Origin of the sequence: Nonomuraea sp. NPDC049714 (genome assembly GCF_044465295.1) — a bacterium.
Classification (GTDB): domain Bacteria; phylum Actinomycetota; class Actinomycetes; order Streptosporangiales; family Streptosporangiaceae; genus Nonomuraea.
Window position 1 is genome coordinate 354,012 of sequence record NZ_JBITLM010000001.1, and the last position, 20,045, is coordinate 374,056.

Below are 20,045 nucleotides of genomic sequence, written 5' to 3' on the forward strand. Positions count from 1 at the left end.
CCCACAGGTGTCCTGAATTTCCGGAGGTACGCGTGTCCGACGAGTTCGACGTCATCGTGATCGGAGCCGGGCCGGCCGGCGAGAACGTGGTGGACCGGGCGGTGCGCGGCGGGCTGACCGCGGCCGTCGTGGAAGAGCGGCTGGCCGGCGGCGAATGCTCCTACTGGGCGTGCATCCCGAGCAAGGCACTGCTGCGCCCGGTGGAGCTGGCGGCCGAGGTCGCGCGGATGCCCGGCATGTCGCTCGACCCGATCGACGTCGACGCGGTGCTCGCCCGGCGCGACGAGGCGGTGTCCCACTACGACGACTCGGGACAGGTCCGCTGGCTCGAAGGGGTGCCCGCCACGTTCGTACGCGGGCGCGGGAGGCTGGACGGCCCCAAGCGGGTGCTGGTCACCGAGCCGGACGGGTCGCAGCGGCTGCTCACCGCCCGGCACGCGGTCGTGCTGGCCACCGGCAGCACCGCGGCGATCCCGCCGACGCCCGGCCTGCGCGAGGCCTCGCCCTGGACCAGTCACGAGGTCACCGCCGTCACGTCCGTGCCCGGCCGCCTGGTCGTGGTCGGCGGCGGCGTGGTGGCCTGCGAGATGGCGCAGGCCATGCACGGCCTCGGCGCCCGGCAGACGACCGTGCTGGTGCGCGGCGATTCGCTGCTGCCCAGGATGGAGCCGTTCGCGGGCGAACTGCTGGCCGCCTCCTTCGCCGCCTCCGGCATCGACCTGCGTACCCGTACCGAAGCCGTACGGGTGGAGCGGCCCGAGCCGGGCGGCAAGGTGACCGTGCACCTGCCGGACGGGCCGCCCGTCGAGGCCGACGAGATCCTCGTCGCGACCGGGCGGAAGGCCGCAACCCAAGGGCTGGGGCTGGAGAGCGTGGGGTTGGCCGTCGACAAGCCCGTCCAGGTGGACGACAGCCTGCGGGCGACCGGCGTGGGTGAGGGCTGGCTGTACGCGGTGGGCGACGTCAACGGCCGTAACCTGCTCACCCACATGGGGAAATATCAGGCGAGGGCGTGTGGTGACGTGATCGTCGCGCGCGCCAAGGGCGAGCCCGACGACCTGCCCGCCCAGCGCGCCACCGCCGACGGCTACGGCGCGCCGCAGGTCGTCTTCACCGACCCGCAGATCTGCGCCGTCGGCCGGACCGAGGAGGCGGCCCGCCACGACGGCTTCCGGGTGCGGGTGGTGGAGTACGACCTCGCTTCCGTCTCCGGCGCCTACCTGCTCGGCGACGACTATCAGGGCCGGGCCAAGGCGGTCGTCGACGAGGACCGCCGGGTGCTGCTCGGCGTCACCCTCGCCGGGCAGGGCACCGCCGAGCTCCTGCACGCGGCGACCATCGCGGTCACCGCCGAGGTGCCGCTCGAGCGCCTCTGGCACGCGGTGCCGTCCTTCCCCACCGTGAGCGAGATCTGGCTGCGCCTGCTGGAGACCTACGGCCTCTGACCTCCGCGCAGGTAGGACACCACCATCTCGCCGACCATCTTGCGCAGCCGGTCGCGGTGCTCCGGCGCCGTCATGTCACGGCCGAACAGGGCGCCGAAGGTGTGCTGGTTGGCGACACGGAAGAAGCAGAACGCGCTGATCATCATGTGCACGTCCACGGCGTCGGCCTCGGTGACGAACGCACCGCTCGCCCGGCCGGCGTCGAGGATGCGCGAGATGACGTCCAGCACCGGGGTGCCGAGGTTGGCCAGGGCCTCGGACTTGCGGATGTGCCGGCCCTCGTGGATGTTCTCGATCGCGACCAGCTTGATGAAGTCGCGGTGGCGATCGTGGTGGTCGAACGTCAGCTCGGCCAGCGTGCGGATCGCCTCCACCGGCGCCAGGTGCTCGACGTCCACGGCGCGCTCGGCGGCGCGGACCTCGAAGTAGGCCTTCTCCAGCACGGCGACGTAGAGCTTCTCCTTGCTGCCGAAGTAGTAGTAGATCATGCGCTTGGTGGTGCGCATGAGCTCGGCGATCTCGTCGACCCTGGCCCCCGCGTAGCCGCGCCGCGCGAACTCCCCCTGGGCGACCTGGAGGATCTCCGCCTTGGTGCGGTCGGCGTCACGCCGGCGCTCACCGGCCGGGCGGGTGGTGGGCTGCGAGGTCATGGGGCTCCACGGAAAGGCGGGACCGATCCGCCTCATCCTATGACCGGCCCGCTCACGGCGCGCCTGGGCCGCGAGCGTGCTGTACGGCCAGGCGGACGGCCGCGTTGGCGGCGCCGTAGCCCCGGTAGCCGCCCGACCGCTCGACGATCTCGAAGAAGACCCGGCCCACCGTGATCGTGTACAGGTGCAGGAACTCGCCGTGCTCGTCCTTGTCGTACAGCAGCCCGAGCTCCCGGATCTCCGGGCCGACGTCGTGGCGGGCCTCCAGGTCGTCGTAGTAGTTGCCCGGGATCGGCAGCAGCAGGCCGGGGTGCTCGGCGCACAGGCGGCGGGCGAGGCCCCGGAGGTCGTCGCAGGCCAGCGCGACGTGCTGCCAGGGCGTCTGCCCGGCGCCGACCCGCGCCTGGTTCAGCACCATCCGCACCCCCTCGTCCGGGCCGGCCATCGCCCTGCTGCGCAGCAGCCCGGACGGCTCCGGGACCTCCACGCTCTCCAACGGGCGCAGGCCCAGGACGCTGCGGTAGAACAGCGACGCCTCGTCGAAGTGATGCCACGGCTGGGTGAGCGCCACATGGTCCACCCGGGTGACACACCCTGACGACGGGGCCGGGCCGCGGGTGAAGTCGCCGGTCCAGTCCGGGTGGTCGGGCCGGCCGCTGCGGCAGAAGAAGATCTGGGTGCCGTCCGGCGCCGCGATCGCCTCCAGCGGGACCTCTTCCGGGGCTCGCTCGCGCGGCAGCACGGGGGCCAGCAGGTCCTCGGCCCGCCTGACCGACGCGGCGGGATCCGGGGTCTCCAGGCCGATGGCGGCGAGCGCGGCTTCCGTGCCGGTGGCGTTGAGGAGGATCCTGGCCGCGCCCTGCTCCCACATCTCGACTGGTTTGGTGGGGTGCGCCCCGGTGCGGGTGAAGCCGAGTGCCGCCAGCAGGCCGACCAGCGTGGCGGCCGCACCGGAGGCCGGGGGGACGGTGTCACCGGCGGACGGCCCACCGGTCCGCGCGGCCGTCGCCGTCCCGGTGTTCGCCGTCCCGGTGGTGAGCTCGGCGAAGGCGAATCCCGTCGGGATCACCGGTCCCGGTGCCCGGCGGTCGAGCGCCTCCTCCAGGGCGATCAGCGAGCGCATCGCGTCCAGGGCCGTACGGCGGGCGTCGGACTGGCGGAAGACGTCGTTGAAGACCTCCAGCGACAGCGGCCCCCGATACCCGGTGTTGAGGACGTGGCGCACCAGCCCCGGCACGTCGAAGCCGCCCTGGCCGGGAAAGCAACGGTAGTGGCGGCTCCACTGGAGCACGTCCATGGCCGGCAGGGGCGCGTCAGCCAGCTGGAGGAAGAACACCTTGTCCCCCGGGATCGCCTCGATGCCGATCGGGTCGGAGCCGCGCGACAGGATGTGGAAGCTGTCCAGGCAGGTGCCGAGGTTCGGGTGATCGGCCAGCTGGACGATGCGCCAGGCGTGCAGGTAGTCGTTCACGTGCCGGCCCCAGGCCAGCGCCTCGTACGCGACCCGGACGCCGTGGCGGGCCGCGAGCTCGGCGAGGGCGTGGAGGTGCGCGGCGGCCAGCTCGTCGTCGTCAGCCGCCTCGGGTGACACGCTGGAGCACACCAGCAGCGTCCCGGCGCCGAGGCGCTCCATGAGCCGGAGCTTGCGCTCGGCCCGGCGCAGGTTGTGCTTCAGCGTCGCCGGCCCGGCCGCTTCGAAGTCGCGTAACGGCTGGTAGAGGTCGATGCCGAGGCCGAGGTCCGCCGCGCGGTCGCGGATCCGTTCCGGGGAGAGCGGGCAGGAGATCAGGTCGTTCTCGAAGATCTCCACGCCGTCGAAGCCGGCGGCGGCGATCGCGGCGAGTTTCTCGGTCAGCGTGCCGCTGACCGAGACGGTGGCGATGCACTTGCGCATGCCGTCCTCCTGTCATGTCGCGCCGGTCCGGGGCGTCCGCCGCCGGCTTTCCGGGGTCAGGTGGTGATGAGGTCGGCCAGGTGGGCGAGCATGCGCTCGGCGTCCGGTTCCTGGCCGGTGAAGAGCTGGAAGGCGTGCGCCGCCTGGAAGACGACCATGCCGCCGCCGTCCAGGGTGCGGCAGCCCCGCGCGCGGGCGTGCCGCAGCAGGTCCGTCTCCAGTGGGCGGTAGACGATGTCGGCGACCCAGAGGCCGGGGTGCAGGAGCTCGGCCGGCAGCGGGGTCCCGGGATGGTGGGCCATGCCCGTCGGGGTGGCGTGGACCAGGCCGTCGGCCCGGGGCAGCAGCGCGGCCAGGTCCGCCTGCGCGGCGGGGCGGGCGCGGTCCGTGCCGAAGCGTGCGGCGAGCTTCTCCGCGAGATCCCGCGCGCGGGCCGGGACGGCGTCCACCACGGCGACCTCGTCGGCGCCGAGCGTGAGCAGCGCGTGGGCGACGGCCGCCCCCGCCCCGCCCGCGCCCAGCTGGACGACGCGGCCGGTGGGGGCGTCGGGCAGGCCGCGGGCGAACGACTCGGCGAAGCCCGTCCAGTCGGTGTTGTGGCCGATGGCGCGCTCGCCCTCGAAGACGACGGTGTTGACGGCGCCCAGGGTGGCGGCGTCGCCGGACAGGCCGTCCAGGTGCGGGATCACGGTCTGCTTGCAGGGGTGGGTGATGTTGAGTCCGTCGTAGCCGAGCCTTCTGGCCGTGCGGACGAGCTCTCCCGCGTCCTGGGCGGCCAGGCCGAGGTCGCCGAGGTCGATGAGCCGGTAGACGTACGGGAGCCCCTGGCGGCGCGCCTCGCGCTCGTGCAGGGCGGGGCTGAGGGAAGGGCCGATGCCGGATCCGATCAGGCCGACCAGGTAGGAGGTCATCTGACGTGGCTCATCCTCACTCCGTAAATGTACGAACTAGTGAGTTAGTCATAGCACCCCGGCGGCGGACGGTGAAGAGGCAAGCCGGATCCTCTTGACACCCGTTGGCCGCCACAGGAGCATGACGGCACACAATTAACTATCTAGTTCGTAACTACATCCGGCAGGCTCGCGTACACGATCAGCGGTGCGTGACGGGGGGACCTCCAAACCGCACGAAACCCACCCAGAACCAGATTCAGAGCCGCAAGGAGCACTCGTGACCGATCAACCCCCCAGCCTCCCGCAAGGCACCCCTCGCAAGGCGGCCACCGCGGCCTGGATCGGCAGCGCGCTGGAGTACTACGACTTCTTCATCTACGGCAGCGCCGCGGCCCTGATCTTCTCTCGGGTCTTCTTCGACGAATCCGACCCCGCCACCGCGACGCTCCAGTCGCTGGCCAGCTTCGGCGTCGCGTACGCGGCCCGCCCGGTCGGCGCGTTCTTCCTCGGGCACGTGGGCGACAGGTTCGGCCGCAAGAAGATCATGGTGTTCACGCTCGTCCTGATGGGCGTGTCGACCTTCCTCATCGGCTGCCTGCCCACCCGCGACCAGATCGGCGGCCTCGCCCCGGTGCTGCTGGTCGTCCTGCGGGTGCTGCAGGGCCTGTCGGCGGCCGGTGAGCAGGCCAGCGCCAACTCCATGAGCCTGGAGCACGCCCCCGCCCATCGCCGTGGCTACTACACGAGCTTCACGCTCAACGGCACGCAGTTCGGGCAGATCCTGGCGACCGTCGTCTTCATCCCGGTGGCCGCGCTGCCGGAGGAACACCTGCTGACCTGGGGATGGCGGGTGCCGTTCTGGCTGAGCCTGGCCGTCGCCGTGGCCGGGTGGATCATCCGCCGGAAACTGGAGGAGACGCCGGCCTTCGAACGCGAGGTCGCCGAGGGGACCGTGCCCAGGATGCCGCTGTCGCTGCTGTTCCGCGACCACTGGGCGAGCGTGCTGCGGGTGGTGTGCGCGGCGCTGATCGCCACCGTCAGCACCATCTTCACCGTCTGGGCGCTCAGCTACGCCACCAGCGACGCCGTCGGCCTGGACCGGGCCACCATGCTCTGGATCAGCACCGCCGCCAACGCCACCGCCCTGCTCGCCATCCCGCTGTGGGCCATGCTCTCCGACCGTGTCGGCCGCAAGCCCGTCTTCCTCATCGGCGCCGTCGGCAGCCCGCTGATGATCTTCGCTTACCTGGCGGCGATCAACTCGAAGAGCTATCCGCTCATCTTCCTCGTCGGCATCCTCACGCTCGGTGTCGTCTACAGCGCGTCCAACGGCATCTGGCCCGCGCTGTACGGCGAGATGTTCACCACCAAGGTCCGGCTGTCGGGCATGGCGATCGGCACCCAGATCGGGTTCGCCGTCGCGGGCTTCGCGGTCGCCTCGGCCGCCGGGATCGTCTCCCCGTCCGGATGGCTCGGGCTCCAGGGCTGGGGCGGGGTCGCCGTCTTCACCGGCGTCCTGTGCGCGATCAGCGCCATCGCGGTGGCGACCGCGCGGGAGACGTACCGGACTCCGACCGAGCACCTCGGTCTGGACCCGTCCGAGCCCCGGCCGAACGCCTCCGCGCCCGCCTGACGCCTGCCCGCTTCCGGGGACCGCCCGCCCGCCGTGGTCTCCGGAAGCACACGCGGCGCGATGCGGCGATATTACTGGTAATTACTGGAACTATTGGTACGCTCGCGCCATGAGTGACCGGCTGGACGATCTCGAAAGGCGGATCGACGAGCTCCGGGCCGGCGTGCGCACGGCGATGCGGGCCAGGGACGCCGCCACGGCCAGGACCCTGCGCGCGGAGCTGCGCACCGCCGAGCGCGCCTGGGACACGCTGGTCAGCGGCCAGGACGACCCCGCCCCGGCGGACGGCTCGCCGGCTGAGACCGTACCGGATGAGACCGGACGGGGCGCGGGGGCGCGGACTCGCGCCAAGGGGGCAGGGCGCGGTGACGGGCCGCGGCTGGTGACGGTGCGCGAGCAGGTGCACCAGGCGCTGGCCCTGCTGGACGCGCCCGCGCAGGCCCGGCTCATCGTCGCCGTCAGCCAGGCGTTCTTCGCCGGCTCCATCCGCAGCCCTCAGCTCACCAGCCTGCGCCGCGACGAGGAGCGCTCGTTCCGGGCCTCGCCGTACGGCAGGCCGTACTACCTGTGCGCGGCGCTCACCGACCGCCTCTCCCCCGCCCGTGGCCTGCTCACGGTCAGTACGTGGCCCGCCGAGCGCAGGGTCGTGGGCCCGCTCAGCCCCCGCGTCGACTTCCTCACCTGCGCCTTACGGGTGGCGCGGCACCTCGGCGGGCTGCCGGGCTCCTTACCCGACGGGAACCGGCTGCTGGCCAGGATGGCCCGCAACATCCCCGGCGCGGGCGACGACGCGTTCGGGCCCCCGGATCCCGGCCGGGTGATCGAGGCGGCCAGCAGGGAGCTGCGCGTGCACACCGGCCGCGACACGCGGGACAGGGCGGAGCTGGCGAAACGCGCGACATCCCAGCTGGATGAGGCGGCCGGGCTGTTCGGCGCCGCTACGCTGAGCACCGTCGCCAAGGGAAGATCCACGAGGGTTATGAGAGGCGGCCGATGAACCGGCTGGACGCGCTGCGCGGCACGACGCCGCAGAAGCCGCACGACGCGCGGGCGATCGCGGCGCTCGCGGCCAACCCCGGCTGCACCCGCCGCGCGCTGATGGACGGGGCCGGGATCGACAAGGACGCCGCCGCGCGGCACCTGGGATTCCCCGCGCCGTTCGGGCAGTCGCCGTTCGCGATCACGCGTGGCAACGCCTTCGAGGCGCTGGTCAAGGCCGACGGCTGCGCGGAGCTGCTGCGGATGCTGCGCGAGCTGCTCGGCCTGCCGATCGCGGAGGTGGCCTACCACGACGTCGAGAACGTCGGCGCGCACCTGCGCCACGCCCACACCCGGACGCTGATCGACCGCGCCGTCCGCCAGGAGGACGCGGGCACCGTCTACGACCATCCCCTGTTCACCCTGGACATCGCCGGGCACACCGCCTACCTGGAGCCCGACGTGGTCGCCTTCCAGGTCGGCGGGCGGTTCCACATCGTGGAGATCAAGTCGTTCGCGGTGATCGACGGGCAGGCGGACCCGGCCGCGGTGGCGGCGGCGGCGCGGCAGGCGGCCGTGTACGTGCTCGCGCTGCGCGGGCTGCTGGCCGAGCTGGGGCACGACCCGCTGCGGGTGTCGCACGAGGTGGTGCTGGTCTGCCCGGAGAACTTCGCCAACCGGCCCGTGGCGACGCTGGTGGACGTGCGCAGGCAGCTCGCGGTGCTGCGCCGCCAGCTCACCCGGATGACGAACCTGGACCGGCTGCTGGACGGGCTGCCGGACGACCTGACGTTCGACCTGCTGCCGGGCGAGGACGGGCTGCCCACCAGGCCGGTCGCCGAGCTGGCCGACGCGGTGCGCGGGGCGGCCGCCCGCTACGCGCCCGACTGCCTGTCCACCTGTGACCTGTGCTTCTTCTGCCGGGACGAGGCCAGGCAGGAGGGCGCCTCCGACCTGCTCGGCCGGAACGTCCGCGACGAGCTGGGCGGGGTGGCCTCCGTCGGCGAGGTGCTCGGCCTGGCCGACGGCACCCGTGACGCCGCGGCCGGCCAGGAGGAGATCGCCCGGCTGCTCCGCAACGCCGAACGCCTGCGCCGGGAGTGCCTCACGTGACCCCGCGCCACCGGATCGGGCGCCGCCGCATCACCCTTCGGGCCGTGTGCCGGAGGTTCGCGGCATGAGCCTGCTCACCTCGCTGGCCCGGCTGCGGGCGCTGGACGAGGGCATCGCGCAGCCGATCGCGACCGTCCGCCACTGTCACGTGTCGGCCCGGCCCATGGTGTTCATCCCGCTCAAGCTGTCGGGCGAGGCCGCCGCGCCGCTGGCCGCCATGCTCGGCACCGACCGCGACGAGCCCCGGCTGCTGGTCGTGCCCCAGCCGCGCAACCGCGACCTGCGGTTCGCCTGGGCCGCCGAACTGGCCGGGGTGCTGGTGCCGTACGTCGAGACGTTCCTGTCGAGCACCGAGACGGTCGAGCGCAAGAACGCCGACCCGTACGAGCGGGCGCTGGACGCGCCGCAGCTCGTGGTGCCGAACCGGGCGGGGGTGGCGTTCACCCGGCTGCTCGGGCGCTCGACCCGCTTCCGCCGCCTCGACGGCCCGTACCCGGTGCCGACGGGGGTGCCGCTGCTGGGGCGCTGGCTGACGTACTTCGGCGAGCGCGCCGCCTACCCGGGCTCGTCGCTGACGCTGTGCGCGACCGACGAGCTCGGCAGGCACTGGGCGAGCGGGCAGAGCTCGCTGGAGGACGCCAACCTGGCCGCGCTGGTCTCCTGGATCACCGAGGGGCCGAACGACGACGCCGAGGACCCGCTGATCTGGCCGCCCGCGGGACCGGCGACCGATCCGGGGTTCGACGCCGAGGTGCTCGCGCCGGCGATCGACAGCAAGTCGGCCGAACGCGTCACCGAGGCGCTGCGCACCCAGCTCGAACCCACCTGGCGGCTCATGTGGCGCGCGCTCGACCTGCTGCGCGGCCTGGCGGAGGGGGCCAGCGTCGCGCAGCGGTGGGAGCAGGACCGCGCCTCCTTCAGCGGCATGGCCGCCCAGGTCACGGAGGGCGGGCCGCCGCAGGCCAGGCGGGACGGCGCGATCGCGGCGGCCGCCCGGCTGGCCCGGATGGAGCGCGCCCAGGCCACCTACGACGTGCAGCGCGCCTACGACGACCCGCTGATCATGGCCGAGTACCGGCTGACGGGCGAGGCGTTCGCGGGCGAGGTGGTCGACAACGATCCTGACAACACCGAGGGCGAAGGCCGCTCGCGCAAGCTGCGCCCGCTGGTCGTGGTCAAGACCGACGATCCCGTACGGCTCGCGCCGGGGACCGCCCTGGGCACGCCGGAGCGTCGCGGCCAGGGCGCGCAGCTGGTGTCGGCCCGCGACGGCCTCGTCACCATCAAGATCACCAAGGGGATGGGCCGGGCCAGGACGCCCGCTCCCGGCTCGGTGCCGGAGGTGGGCGAACGGGTCTGCTACACCTCGCTCACCGGCGACTTCCAGGGCTCACCGGCCCTGCCGGACCCGGAGGCGACCCCGTGGACCCACGGCGGCCCGCCCCAGCCGTACGTCCCCACCGACGAGGACGCCCAGGAGGAGTGGTCGTGACCGCACAGCCGACCGCCCAACCGGCCGCACAGCCGGCCGCGCAACCGACCGGCCCCACCCCGGAGCAGGTCATCCAGGCCGTGCTCGCCGACCTGCCGCGCAACCGGGGCGTGGTGGTCGACTCGCCGCCGGGCGCGGGCAAGTCCACGCTGGTCGTACGGGCCGCCGCGCACCTCGCCGAGACCGGCGAGCCGCTGATGATCGTGGCCCAGACCAACGAGCAGGTCGACGACCTGGTGGCGCGCATCAGCGACAAGCACCCGCGGCTGACCGTGGGGCGGCTGTCGGCGAGTGGCTACGTGCCGCCGGCCCGGATGCTGGAGCTGCCCGGCGTCACCGTCGGCACCCGCGTCCAGGACCTGGGCGATCCCGACATCGTCATCGCCACCGCGGACAAGTGGGCGTGGATCTCCGGCCGGGTCTGGCCGTGGGCGATCGTGGACGAGGCGTACCAGATGCGCTCGGACAAGCTGCTACGCATCGCCGGGCTGTTCGAGCGGGCGCTGTTCGTCGGCGATCCGGGCCAGCTCGACCCGTTCTCCATCGTGGACGGCGACCGGTGGTCCGGGCTGTCGTGGGACCCGCTGCAGAGCGCGGTCTCGGTGCTGCTGCGGCACAACCCGGACCTGCCGGTGCACCGGCTGCCGGTGTCGTGGCGGCTGCCGGCCTCGGCCGCGCCGGTGGTGTCGGGGGCGTTCTACCCGTTCACCGGGTTCACCTCGGGCACCGGGCCGCAGGACCGGCGGCTGGAGCTGACCACCGGCGGCATGGGCACGGTGCACGACCGGGCGCTGGAGGAGGCGGCCAGGTCCGGGTGGGCGCTGCTGGAGCTGCCGAACCGGCACACCGTGCGCACCGACGGCGAGGCGGTCGAGGCGGTGGCGCTGCTGGCCGAGCGGCTGCTGCAGCGCGGCGCCGTGGCGAGCTCGGAGCAGGGCGAGCGGCCCGTGACCGCCGACCGGATCGCGGTCGGCGCCGCCCACCGCGACCAGGTGGCGGCGATCAGGAGCGCGGGCCTGCCGCCGGAGATCACGGTCGACACCGCCAACCGGCTGCAGGGCCGTGAGTACGACGTCACCATCGTGCTGCACCCGCTGTCGGGGCGCCGGGACGCCACCGCGTTCCACCTGGAGTCGGGGCGGCTGTGCGTGCTGACCTCGCGGCACCGGCACGCCTGCGTGGTGGTGGCCAGGGCGGGCATCGCCGAGCTGCTGGACGCCCATCCCTCGGCGGAGCCGGTGCAGCTCGGGGCGCCGGTGAAGTTCCCCGACGGCTGGGAGGCCAACCAGTCGGTGCTGGACCACCTGGCCGCCCATCGGGTCTAGATCCGGCGCCGCCACGCGTCCATGATCAGCACGGACCGCATGCCCGCCGACTCGTAGAGGCCGAGCGCGGGGGTGACGTTGTTGGAGTCCACGTGCAGGATCGTGCCCTTGCGGCCACGGGCGGCGTCGGCGGCGAAGGCGCGCCGGAGCAGGAACCTGCCGAGCCCCCGGCCTCTGAACTCGGGCAGCACCGCGAGCGAGGCGACGTAGCCGCAGCTCTCGTCGATGACGAACTGGTCGTTCGCGTGCAGCGCCGCCGCCGGCCGGCCGTCGATCCTGGCCAGGGTGAGCTGACTCCAGTCGTTGACGCTCTGCTGCTGCCTGCGCTCGAACCACAGGTCGTAGCCGCTTCTGACGAAGCCGTGGTGGTGGGCGAAGGCATCCTCCAGCACCTGGTGCGCCTCGCGGCGGATCTCGTCGCTCTCGCCGGTGTGCACGGTGAGCCCCGGCGGCTCGGCGGGCGGCTCGACGGGCCCGTCGAAGTCGACGCGCATCCGGAAGTAGCTGGTGCTGTGCTCGAAGCCGTGCTGCTCGGCCAGCGCCCGCTTGGTCTCGTCGGCGCGGTAGACGACCGCGTCGACCGTGGCGGTGTCGTAGCCGCGCTCGCCGGCGATCTCGCGGGCCCGTTCGACGACGACCGGCCAGAGCCGCTCGGCCAGGCCGGACGTGCCCGGCCGGACGATGACCTCGATCTCCACCAGGTCGCTGTCACCCGGTCCGCAGGCCCACGCCCAGGCGAGGAGCCCGCCGTCGGCGTCGTGCGCCAGCCAGGCGTCCCTGCCGAGATCGAGCGTCGGCTCGGCCAGCACGTCCTCGACGTCGCCGAGCGTCGTGTCGGGCACGCCGAGCACCGCCACGTCGCAGGCCACGCTGAGTTCGTGGATGGCGGCGGCGTCCTCGGCCCGTGGCCGCCTGATGATGTGCATGCGGTGATTCTCCACAAAACCCCTACCGCCTGCCTCTCATTTTCCGTCCGCGGATAGGCTGTGGGACGTGCTCGACAAGACGCCGCTACGCATCGAGATCGACTCGCCCACCGCGGGGACGATCCGGATCACGCTCAGCGGCGACCTCGACTTCGACACGGCGGCGGAGCTCTCGTCACTCCCCGTGGACGGTTACGACCGGGTGGACGTCGATCTGTCCGGCCTGGCCTTCATCGACTCCTCGGGGCTGGCCTCGCTGGTCCGCCTGCAGCAGGCCGTGGCCGGGACAGGCGCGGTGCTGCGCATCGTGGCGCTGACCCCCTATGTGCGCAGCCTGATGCGGATGACGGCGCTGGACCGGCTGTTCGGCATCCCGCCCGCCTGATCTTGCCTCCCGGCAGGTGCCCTAGGCTGGGGGATCTCATCTCCGGCCGTCGAGACAGGTGCGTTGTGCGGGAAGACACCCGGTCCCGGATCCAGGAGGTCGCCCTCGAGCTCTTCACCGAGCAGGGATACGAGGCGACCTCGCTGCGGGAGATCGCCGAGCGGCTCGGCGTGACGAAGGCGGCTCTCTACTACCACTTCAAGACCAAGGACGAGATCGTGGCCAGCCTGGCCGAGCTCTGGGCGGCCGAGATGGACGGCCTGCTGGCCTGGGTCAGGTCGCAGCCGAAGACTCCGCAGATGCGGCGCGAGCTGATCCTGCGTTACGCCGCCAAGCTGCGCGAGCCCCGCTACGTCGGGATCGCCCGGTTCCTGGAGCGCAACCAGACATCGCTGCGCCACCATCCGAGGATCTTCCGGATGCGCGAGGTGCTGGTGGGGCTGGTCGGCGAGATGAGCGAGCACGACATGCCCCCGGCCACCCGGGTCAGCCGGTTCATGGCCCTTTACACCCTGCACGCCAGTAAGTGGGTGGCGGGCGACGGCTCGCTCACCGAGGAGGAGGTCACCGAGGCCTCGCTGGAGGTGGCTCTCGGTCTCCTGGAGCCGTAGGACGCCGAGGCGGGAGTGGCGCCGGTGACGATTGCCGGCCCGGATCTTGGGCAGGGGGTTCCCACGGCGAATGGGGAGGAACGCAGTGGAGACGATGATCGCACTCCGTCTGCCCAGGGATGCGGCCAGTGTGCCGTTGATCAGGCAGATGCTGGACGGCACACTGCGATCGCTGGGCGTCGACGCGCAGATCCGCGACGACATCGAGCTCATGCTCAGCGAGGCCTGCTCCAACGTGGTCAAGCACGCCCAGCCCAGCGACGACTACACCGTCAGCGTCTCCGTCTACGACGACCTCTGCGTGATCAAGGTGATCGACACGGGCGGCGGCTTCGACGCCGGCGCCGTGCGTGAGCCCTCACCCAGCTCGGAGCACGGCCGCGGCCTGCAGATCATGCGTGCGCTCGCCGATGACGTCCGCTTCACCAACAAGCGGGAGAACGGCGCCATGGTGTGTCTGGAGAAGAAACTCCGCTTCGTCCCCGGGGCGGCCGGACCGCACTTCATGACGACCTAGCCGTCATGCTCGCCATGAAGGCGAGCCAGACGAGCACGACCACCGAGATGAGGACCACGGCCAGGAACGACAGGATGAGGGCGATCACCAAGGACGCGAACGCGCCGAGCAGTGTCCACATCCGCCAAAAATGCCCGCAATACCCCCCATTCATGCTGTTTCGACACCGCTAACTGGGCGTTATGTGGGGATATTTCATCCTTACTTGGCGGTGTTGTTGTGCGGGTCGAGGCTGCTCGGGAGCATGTCCAGCCGGCGCAGTATCACCCCTTCGCGCAGCGCCCACGGGCACACCTCCAGCCGGTCCACCTCGAACAGGTCCATGACGGCGTCGGCCACGACCGCCCCCGCCCCCAGCTGCGCCGCCCGCCCTTCGGACACGCCCGGCAGCTCGGCCCGCTCGGCGGAGCTCATGGCGGTGAGCTCCGCCGCCCAGTGGGCGCTGTCCTGCCTCGTCAGTGAGCGCGAGACGTAGAGGCCGTCGCCCGAGGGCGCCGCCCCGGCGATCCTGGCGAGCTGCTTGAACGTCTTGGAGGTCGCCACGGCCCGGTCGGGGCGGCCGTACCTGACGACGCCGCCGACCGTGCGGGCGATCTCGGTCCGGATGTGCTTGCGCAGGCTCCGTACCTCCTCGACGGTGGGCGGGTCCGCGGTGAGCCGGTCGCGGGTCAGCCGGCCCGCGCCGAGCGGCAGCGACACGGCCACGTCGGGCTCCTCGTCGACACCGGAGGCGATCTCCAGCGAGCCGCCGCCGATGTCGAAGACGAGCAGCCGGCCGGACGACCAGCCGAACCAGCGCCGCACCGCCAGGAACGTCAGCCTCGCCTCGTCACGCCCGGACAGCACGTCGATGTGCACCCCGCAGCGGTCGTCGATCCCCGCCAGCACCCGCTCCCCGTTGGCGGCCTCGCGCACGGCGGAGGTGGCGAAGGCCAGCAGGTCCTCCACCCCCTTGTCCTCGGCGATGCGCACCGCTTCCTCGACGAACGCGCCGAGCCGCTCGATACCCTCGGCCGACAGGTTGTCGCCCTCGTCGAGGTGCTCGCTCAGCCGCAGCTCCTCCTTGTGTGAATAGGCGGGAATGGGCCGGGCGCCGCGGTGGGCGTCGACGACGAGTAGGTGGACGGTGTTCGAGCCGATGTCCAGCACGCCGAGTCGCATGGCTTGACGCTACAGCTCCGCGCATCACCCGGTGAAGCCGAGGCCGCTGCGCTACCTGGTGAGCGGAGCCCACTGCGCTTCCTGGTGAGCGGGGGCCACTACGCTTCCTGGTGACAGATGAGGAGTGCTGATGGCAGCGTGCTGCGGTCCGAGCAGGGACGCGGCCTCCGGGGCGGAGCGGCCGGCGGCCGGCCCGCCCGTGGTGGTGGAGACGGTGCGGCGAGAGCCGCCGCGCGGGATGGCGCGCATTCCCGGCGGGACCTTCTGGATGGGCGGGGACGACCCGGACGGAAACCAGGAGGACGGCGAGGGGCCGGTGCGGCAGGTGCGGCTGACGCCGTTCCTGATCGACCCGGCCTGCGTGACCAACGCGCAGTTCGCCACGTTCGTGAAGGACACCGGTTATGTGACGGAGGCCGAGCGGATCGGCTGGTCGTTCGTCTTCAGGCAGTTCGCCGGGCCGGGCGTCATGGACGCGAGCGTGCCGCAGGCGCCCTGGTGGGCCGGGGTCGAGGGGGCGACGTGGCGTTCGCCGGAAGGGCCCGGTTCCTCGGTGGGCGGCCGGCAGAACCATCCGGTCGTGCACGTCTCATGGAACGACGCGGCCACGTACGCGGCCTGGGCGGGCAAGCGGCTGCCCACGGAGGCGGAGTGGGAGATGGCCGCGCGCGGCGGGCTGGAGCGCGCCCGCTACCCCTGGGGCGACGAGCTGGCGCCGAAGGGCCGCACGCGGTGCAACATCTGGCAGGGCCACTTCCCGAGCGCGCCCAGCAAGGGCACGATGCCGGTCAAGTCGTTCCAGCCCAACGGCCACGGCCTCTACAACGTGGCGGGCAACGTGTGGGAGTGGACCGCCGACTGGTGGGGCACGGTCTGGGAGCCGTTCGCCGAGGACCCGACCGGGCCCGCCGACGGCGACGCCAAGGTGATGCGCGGCGGCTCCTACCTGTGCCACGACTCCTACTGCAACCGCTACCGGGTGGCCGCGCGCACCGCCAATACTCCCGACTCCGCCACCGGGCACACGGGTTTCCGCTGTGCGGCCATAGTCTGAGCGCATGTCACGAACCCTGCGACTGTTGATCACCGGCGGCGGCACCGGCGGTCACACCTATCCGGCTCTGACGACTCTGTCGGCGATGCAGCGCCGTCAGGTGCCGCACGACGTGCTCTGGGTGGGCACGTCCGGCGGCCTGGAAGCCAAGATCACCGCCGAGCACGGCATCCCGTTCAAGGCGATCACCACGGGCAAGCTGCGCCGCCGGCCCAACCTCCGCGAGCTCGGCACCAACATCGCCGACGTGTTCCGGATCCCGGTGGGGGTGCTCCAGGCGATCGGGCACGCCGCCCGCTACCTGCCCGACGTGGTGCTGTCGACGGGCGGCTACGTGGCGGTGCCGATCGGCGTCGCTGCCAAGCTGATCCGGCGCCCGCTGGTCATGCACGAGCAGACCACGGTGGTGGGGCTGGCCAACCGCATCCTGTCCAGGCTGGCGACCCGGATCGCGCTGTCCCACGAGTCGTCGCTGGACTACCTTCCTGCCTCGACCAGGAGCAAGGCGGTGGTGACGGGCAACCCGATCAGGCCGGAGCTGCTGCAGGGCAACAGGGCTGCGGCCTACGACCTGTTCGGGCTGACGTTCGAGGTGCCGCTGATCTACGTGACGGGCGGCGCGCAGGGCAGCAAGCAGATCAACACGCTGATCCAGGAGATCCTCCCCCGGCTGCTGCCGCACGCCCAGATCGTGCACCAGTGCGGGCCCGCGTGGATCGAGCAGATGCGCTCGGTCGAGCTGCCCGCCGAGCTGGCCGACCGCTACCATCCGGTCCCCTACGTGGGCGGCGAGCTGCCCGACCTGTACGCCGCCGCCGACGTGGTGATCGCCCGCAGCGGCGCCGGCACGGTGTCGGAGCTGACCGCGATCGGCAAGCCGTCCGTGCTGATCCCGCTGATCCCGACGGGCGGTGACGAGCAGCGCAAGAACGCCTCCTACCTGGTGTCGGCGGGCGCCGCACGGGCGCTGCTGGAGCCGCGCCCCACCGCAGACATGCTCCTGGCGGAGCTGATGCCGCTGCTCGCCGACCCGGGCCGGCTCGCCTCGATGGGCGAGGCGGCGCAGAAGCTGGGCCGCCTGGACGCGGCCGACGCGCTCTGCGACCTGCTGGTGCGGTCCGTGGAGAGTACGACGCGGCCCGGCGGCTAGCGGGGCCCTACGGCTCAGGGATCCAGATGGCGGAAGGCCTCGTGGGCGGAGTGGAGGCTCCGCCGCAGGGCCTGGTCGAGCTGGTCGGCGTCGCGGGAGAGCCGTTCGATCTCCGGCACGGCGAAGCCGTCGGCGCCGGACTCGGCGACCAGCTCCTCATACTGGTGGATCCGGCCGCGCAGCTCCTCGATCTGGTGGTGGGCGCGGTAGGCGCGCTCGGCCTCGGCCACGTTGGCGGCGTAGCGCTCCAGCGCCTCCACCCGGGCCACGACGGCGTCCTCGCTGCTGTCGAGGGCCCTGGCGAGCGGCTCGGCGACCATGGCCACCTCGGGGCTGAGGCCGTCGGTGACGGTCTCCCTGTGCTTGGTGCGCAGCGCGGACAGCTTGGCCAGCAACCGGGCGATCTCCCATTCCTGCGCGGGCAGCATCACCGAGTTGCGCACGTCGTCGAGCAGCCCCTCGGCGTTGACCGTCGACTCGGTCACGGCGGTGACGGCCCGGTGCGCCCTGGCCAGCAGCCTGCGAGAGGATTCGTCGAGGTCGTCGGCGAGCACGTAGCGGCCTTCGTACCAGCGGAGCTGCTCGTAGATCTCGCGGTCGGCGACGGCCTGCTCCTCCTCGCCGGGATCGTTACGGACCAGGGTGACCATGAGGATGGGCGCGGCCACGATGGCGAGCAGCAGCATGCCGAGGCCTCTGGTCATCACGGCGAGGGTGATCAGGAGGGCGGCGACGGCCAGCACCGTGATGGTCATGGAGCGGCCCACGCCCGCCCTGGGTGGTGGCTCGGGCACCCAGCCGCGACGCATCTTGATCAGGACGTGCTTGCTCTCCCTGATCAGTCGCGCGTCCTCCGGCGGCACCCCCGGATCTACTACCACGTCCACCACAAACTCGAATCCTATGGGAAATCGGCCTTCGGGGGTTATCAATCGTCTCCCCCACGTAAATGGCGAAATACCTCTTGGGCGGAGGTGACGCTGACGCGCAGGGCCTCCTCAAGACGGTCGGCGTCCTCGGTGAGACGGCTCAGCTCGGGCAGGGCCGAGTCGTCGGCGCCGGATTCGGTCAGCAGTTCCTCATAGCGGGACAGGTTGGCGCTGAGCCGGTCGATCTGGTGCCTGGCGCGGTAGGCGCGCTCGGCCTCGGCCACGTGGCCCGCGTAGCGTTCCAGCGCCTCGACCCGCGTGCGCACGGCCCGCTCGCTGCTGTCGAGCACCTGGGCCAACGGTTCGGTGACGGCCGCGACCTCGGGAGTGACGCCCTCGGCGACCACCTCGTCGTGCTCGGCCCGCAGCCGCGACAGCTTGGCCAGCAGCCGGGCGATCTCCCACTCCTGCTCCGGCAGCATCACCGCGTTGCGCACGTCGTCGAGCAACCCCTGGGCGTTGACATGGGAGCCCATGATGGCGTCGATGGCCGTCTGGGCGCGGGTCATGAGCGCGCGGGCGCCCTCGTCGAGGTCCTCGTGCAGCACGAACCTGCCCTCGTACCGGCGTGCGCTCTCGAAGACGTGGTGCTCGACCGCGTGCCGTCGCTCTGCTTCGGCGTCCGGCCGGGGCCTGGCCAGCGCGCCGACGATCAGCAGGGCGGCGAGGGTCATGATGACGACGAACGGCGTGTAGAGGCCGGCCAGGAAGAAGTCGAGCCCCGCTCCGATGGCCACCAGCGCCACCGCGCCGATCAGCATGTTGGTGACCAGGCCGAACGCGGGCGGCCGGGGCCGGTGGGTGGGGATCCACCCGGCGCGGATGCGTACCAGCAGGTTGCGGTTGTCACGGAACAGGTCGGCGGCCTCGCCAGGCACCGTCGGCTCCACTACCACCTTCGCATGGCGACCGGGCACATAACAGATCCTATGTGGCGATCTGTCCGAACGTCAGCCCTCCAAGTAGCGGAACGCCTCGTGCGCGGAGCTCACGCTGCGCCGCAGCGCGCGTTCGACGTCGTCGGCGTCCTGGGCGAGCCGTTCGATCTCGGGCACGGCCAGCGCGTCGGCGCCCGACTCGGCCAGGAGCTCCTCGTAGCGGGGCAGCCGGGCGCGCAACGTCTCGATCTGGCCGCGGGCGTGGTAGGCGCGCTCGGCCTCGGCGACGTGGCCGGCGTAACGTTCCAGGGCCTCGACCCGCGCGACCACGGCGGCCTCGCTGACGTCGAGCGCGTTCTGCAGCGGCCGGACCACGGCCGCGACCTCCGGCGCGATCCCCCGGGCGACGAGGTCGTGGTGCTCGGCGCGCAGCACCGAGAGCTTGGCCAGCAGCCGGGCGATCTCCCATTCCTGCTCCGGCAGCATCACCGCGTTGCGCGCGTCGTCGAGCAGCCCTTCGGCGTTGACATGGGAGCGCAGCACGGTGCCGATGGCCCGCTGCGCCCTGCCGAGCACCTGCCCGGCCCGCTCGTCGAAGTCCTCGGGCAGGAAGTAGCGGCCTTCGTGGCGCCGGGCGTGCTCGTAGACGTCCCGCTCGTGCGGGCGGTGGCCCTCCGGAACCTCGTCATAGCCGGCCATCTTGATGAGCACGACGAAGACGAACGTGCCCAGCAGGACGAAGCCGACCGGCGCCATGGCGGTCTCCAGCAGCACCGCCATCAACGCGATGATCACCGGCGTGGCGGCGAGCAGGACGGCGCTGGACGGGCTCCTGCGCCGCGGCCCGACCGGCACCCCGGCGGGGGGCACCCAGCCGGATCTGAACCTGGACAGCAGCGGGGCGTTGGCACGCAGTGACCCGGCGATCTCCGGTGGCACTCCGGGATCGACCACCACACCCACGCTCTGTCCTGGCACCCTGGCGCCCCCAACGCTCGTGATGACGGGGAT

At 72.2% G+C, this 20,045-nt stretch carries 20 protein-coding genes; 11 read left to right on the top strand and 9 right to left on the bottom strand.

Annotated features, from left to right (window positions below; genetic code table 11):
- The first annotated feature begins 32 nt into the window (after window positions 1-32).
- Window positions 33-1,445: a dihydrolipoyl dehydrogenase family protein gene (locus ACIBQX_RS01790; RefSeq protein WP_396999498.1), complete on the top strand. Its 1,413-nt coding sequence runs from the start codon at window positions 33-35 to the stop codon at window positions 1,443-1,445.
- On the opposite strand, the gene ACIBQX_RS01795 is transcribed toward ACIBQX_RS01790, so the two are convergent.
- The 3 genes from ACIBQX_RS01795 to ACIBQX_RS01805 are packed head-to-tail and all read right to left on the bottom strand — an operon-like array spanning window position 1,433 to window position 4,900.
- Window positions 1,433-2,095, bottom strand: a complete 663-nt coding sequence (locus ACIBQX_RS01795) for a TetR family transcriptional regulator (RefSeq protein WP_396999500.1) — start codon at window positions 2,093-2,095, stop codon at window positions 1,433-1,435. The genes ACIBQX_RS01790 and ACIBQX_RS01795 overlap by 13 nt on opposite strands.
- Before the next feature lie 52 nt (window positions 2,096-2,147).
- A complete protein-coding gene (locus tag ACIBQX_RS01800) occupies window positions 2,148-3,989 on the bottom strand; it encodes a bifunctional sugar phosphate isomerase/epimerase/4-hydroxyphenylpyruvate dioxygenase family protein (protein ID WP_396999502.1) in 1,842 nt (613 codons plus the stop codon).
- Between the two features lie 56 nt (window positions 3,990-4,045).
- Window positions 4,046-4,900: a shikimate dehydrogenase gene (locus ACIBQX_RS01805; protein ID WP_396999503.1), complete on the bottom strand. Its 855-nt coding sequence runs from the start codon at window positions 4,898-4,900 to the stop codon at window positions 4,046-4,048.
- Between the two features lie 259 nt (window positions 4,901-5,159).
- On the opposite strand from ACIBQX_RS01805, the gene ACIBQX_RS01810 reads away from it, so the two are divergent.
- The 5 genes from ACIBQX_RS01810 (at window position 5,160) to ACIBQX_RS01830 (ending at window position 11,423) form a co-directional block, all read left to right on the top strand.
- Window positions 5,160-6,515 (top strand): MFS transporter, encoded by a 1,356-nt coding sequence (locus ACIBQX_RS01810; RefSeq protein WP_396999505.1) that lies wholly within the window; start codon window positions 5,160-5,162, stop codon window positions 6,513-6,515.
- 109 nt (window positions 6,516-6,624) lie between these two features.
- Window positions 6,625-7,512, top strand: a complete 888-nt coding sequence (locus ACIBQX_RS01815; protein ID WP_396999507.1) for a hypothetical protein — start codon at window positions 6,625-6,627, stop codon at window positions 7,510-7,512.
- Window positions 7,509-8,606 (top strand): hypothetical protein, encoded by a 1,098-nt coding sequence (locus ACIBQX_RS01820; RefSeq protein WP_396999509.1) that lies wholly within the window; start codon window positions 7,509-7,511, stop codon window positions 8,604-8,606. Before ACIBQX_RS01815 ends, ACIBQX_RS01820 begins: the two co-directional genes overlap by 4 nt.
- 64 nt (window positions 8,607-8,670) lie before the next feature.
- Window positions 8,671-10,098 carry a hypothetical protein gene (locus ACIBQX_RS01825; RefSeq protein ID WP_396999511.1) on the top strand — a complete coding sequence of 476 codons (1,428 nt, stop codon included), beginning with the start codon at window positions 8,671-8,673 and terminating at the stop codon, window positions 10,096-10,098.
- Window positions 10,095-11,423, top strand: a complete 1,329-nt coding sequence (locus ACIBQX_RS01830) for an AAA family ATPase (protein ID WP_396999513.1) — start codon at window positions 10,095-10,097, stop codon at window positions 11,421-11,423. The genes ACIBQX_RS01825 and ACIBQX_RS01830 overlap by 4 nt, the downstream gene beginning before the upstream one ends.
- Here the strand turns inward: ACIBQX_RS01830 and ACIBQX_RS01835 are convergent.
- A complete protein-coding gene (locus tag ACIBQX_RS01835; RefSeq protein ID WP_396999515.1) occupies window positions 11,420-12,349 on the bottom strand; it encodes a GNAT family N-acetyltransferase in 930 nt (309 codons plus the stop codon). The two genes, ACIBQX_RS01830 and ACIBQX_RS01835, sit on opposite strands and share 4 nt — an antisense overlap.
- Window positions 12,350-12,416: 67 nt before the next feature.
- Here ACIBQX_RS01835 and ACIBQX_RS01840 point away from each other — a divergent pair, with 67 nt between their 5' ends.
- The 3 genes from ACIBQX_RS01840 (at window position 12,417) to ACIBQX_RS01850 (ending at window position 13,862) form a co-directional block, all read left to right on the top strand.
- On the top strand, window positions 12,417-12,734 hold the full coding sequence (locus ACIBQX_RS01840; RefSeq protein ID WP_396999517.1) for an STAS domain-containing protein: 318 nt from the start codon (window positions 12,417-12,419) through the stop codon (window positions 12,732-12,734).
- Between the two features lie 65 nt (window positions 12,735-12,799).
- Window positions 12,800-13,345 carry a TetR/AcrR family transcriptional regulator gene (locus ACIBQX_RS01845; RefSeq protein WP_396999519.1) on the top strand — a complete coding sequence of 182 codons (546 nt, stop codon included), beginning with the start codon at window positions 12,800-12,802 and terminating at the stop codon, window positions 13,343-13,345.
- A gap of 94 nt (window positions 13,346-13,439) precedes the next feature.
- Window positions 13,440-13,862 carry an ATP-binding protein gene (locus ACIBQX_RS01850; RefSeq protein WP_396999521.1) on the top strand — a complete coding sequence of 141 codons (423 nt, stop codon included), beginning with the start codon at window positions 13,440-13,442 and terminating at the stop codon, window positions 13,860-13,862.
- Here the strand turns inward: ACIBQX_RS01850 and ACIBQX_RS01855 are convergent.
- Together ACIBQX_RS01855 and ACIBQX_RS01860 are read right to left on the bottom strand one after the other, a co-directional pair.
- The gene (locus ACIBQX_RS01855; RefSeq protein WP_396999523.1) at window positions 13,849-13,983 is read right to left on the bottom strand and encodes a hypothetical protein; all 135 of its coding nucleotides are present in this window, start codon (window positions 13,981-13,983) and stop codon (window positions 13,849-13,851) included. The genes ACIBQX_RS01850 and ACIBQX_RS01855 overlap by 14 nt on opposite strands.
- An 80-nt stretch (window positions 13,984-14,063) precedes the next feature.
- A complete protein-coding gene (locus tag ACIBQX_RS01860; RefSeq protein WP_396999525.1) occupies window positions 14,064-15,023 on the bottom strand; it encodes a Ppx/GppA family phosphatase in 960 nt (319 codons plus the stop codon).
- 238 nt (window positions 15,024-15,261) lie between these two features.
- Here ACIBQX_RS01860 and ACIBQX_RS01865 point away from each other — a divergent pair, with 238 nt between their 5' ends.
- Window positions 15,262-16,077 carry a formylglycine-generating enzyme family protein gene (locus tag ACIBQX_RS01865; RefSeq protein ID WP_397001510.1) on the top strand — a complete coding sequence of 272 codons (816 nt, stop codon included), beginning with the start codon at window positions 15,262-15,264 and terminating at the stop codon, window positions 16,075-16,077.
- 4 nt (window positions 16,078-16,081) lie between these two features.
- On the top strand, window positions 16,082-17,227 hold the full coding sequence (locus ACIBQX_RS01870; protein ID WP_396999527.1) for a UDP-N-acetylglucosamine--N-acetylmuramyl-(pentapeptide) pyrophosphoryl-undecaprenol N-acetylglucosamine transferase: 1,146 nt from the start codon (window positions 16,082-16,084) through the stop codon (window positions 17,225-17,227).
- A gap of 14 nt (window positions 17,228-17,241) precedes the next feature.
- On the opposite strand, the gene ACIBQX_RS01875 is transcribed toward ACIBQX_RS01870, so the two are convergent.
- Genes ACIBQX_RS01875 through ACIBQX_RS01885 form a run of 3 tightly spaced genes read right to left on the bottom strand, consistent with a single transcriptional unit; the run spans window position 17,242 to window position 19,997 of the window.
- Complete coding sequence (locus ACIBQX_RS01875) at window positions 17,242-18,114, bottom strand: hypothetical protein (RefSeq protein ID WP_396999529.1); 873 nt, start codon at window positions 18,112-18,114, stop codon at window positions 17,242-17,244.
- Between the two features lie 41 nt (window positions 18,115-18,155).
- The gene (locus ACIBQX_RS01880) at window positions 18,156-19,073 is read right to left on the bottom strand and encodes a hypothetical protein (protein WP_396999530.1); all 918 of its coding nucleotides are present in this window, start codon (window positions 19,071-19,073) and stop codon (window positions 18,156-18,158) included.
- A gap of 33 nt (window positions 19,074-19,106) precedes the next feature.
- The gene (locus ACIBQX_RS01885; RefSeq protein ID WP_396999532.1) at window positions 19,107-19,997 is read right to left on the bottom strand and encodes a hypothetical protein; all 891 of its coding nucleotides are present in this window, start codon (window positions 19,995-19,997) and stop codon (window positions 19,107-19,109) included.
- Window positions 19,998-20,045: the final 48 nt, after the last annotated feature.

Coding starts and splice junctions, on each gene's coding strand:
- ACIBQX_RS01795 (WP_396999500.1), bottom strand. CDS start 2,095: ATGACCTCGCAGCCCACCACCCGCCCGGCCGGTGAGCGCCGGCGTGAC.
- ACIBQX_RS01800 (WP_396999502.1), bottom strand. CDS start 3,989: ATGCGCAAGTGCATCGCCACCGTCTCGGTCAGCGGCACGCTGACCGAG.
- ACIBQX_RS01805 (WP_396999503.1), bottom strand. CDS start 4,900: ATGACCTCCTACCTGGTCGGCCTGATCGGATCCGGCATCGGCCCTTCC.
- ACIBQX_RS01815 (WP_396999507.1), top strand. CDS start 6,625: ATGAGTGACCGGCTGGACGATCTCGAAAGGCGGATCGACGAGCTCCGG.
- ACIBQX_RS01820 (WP_396999509.1), top strand. CDS start 7,509: ATGAACCGGCTGGACGCGCTGCGCGGCACGACGCCGCAGAAGCCGCAC.
- ACIBQX_RS01825 (WP_396999511.1), top strand. CDS start 8,671: ATGAGCCTGCTCACCTCGCTGGCCCGGCTGCGGGCGCTGGACGAGGGC.
- ACIBQX_RS01835 (WP_396999515.1), bottom strand. CDS start 12,349: ATGCACATCATCAGGCGGCCACGGGCCGAGGACGCCGCCGCCATCCAC.
- ACIBQX_RS01850 (WP_396999521.1), top strand. CDS start 13,440: ATGATCGCACTCCGTCTGCCCAGGGATGCGGCCAGTGTGCCGTTGATC.
- ACIBQX_RS01855 (WP_396999523.1), bottom strand. CDS start 13,983: ATGTGGACACTGCTCGGCGCGTTCGCGTCCTTGGTGATCGCCCTCATC.
- ACIBQX_RS01860 (WP_396999525.1), bottom strand. CDS start 15,023: ATGCGACTCGGCGTGCTGGACATCGGCTCGAACACCGTCCACCTACTC.
- ACIBQX_RS01865 (WP_397001510.1), top strand. CDS start 15,262: ATGGCGCGCATTCCCGGCGGGACCTTCTGGATGGGCGGGGACGACCCG.
- ACIBQX_RS01870 (WP_396999527.1), top strand. CDS start 16,082: ATGTCACGAACCCTGCGACTGTTGATCACCGGCGGCGGCACCGGCGGT.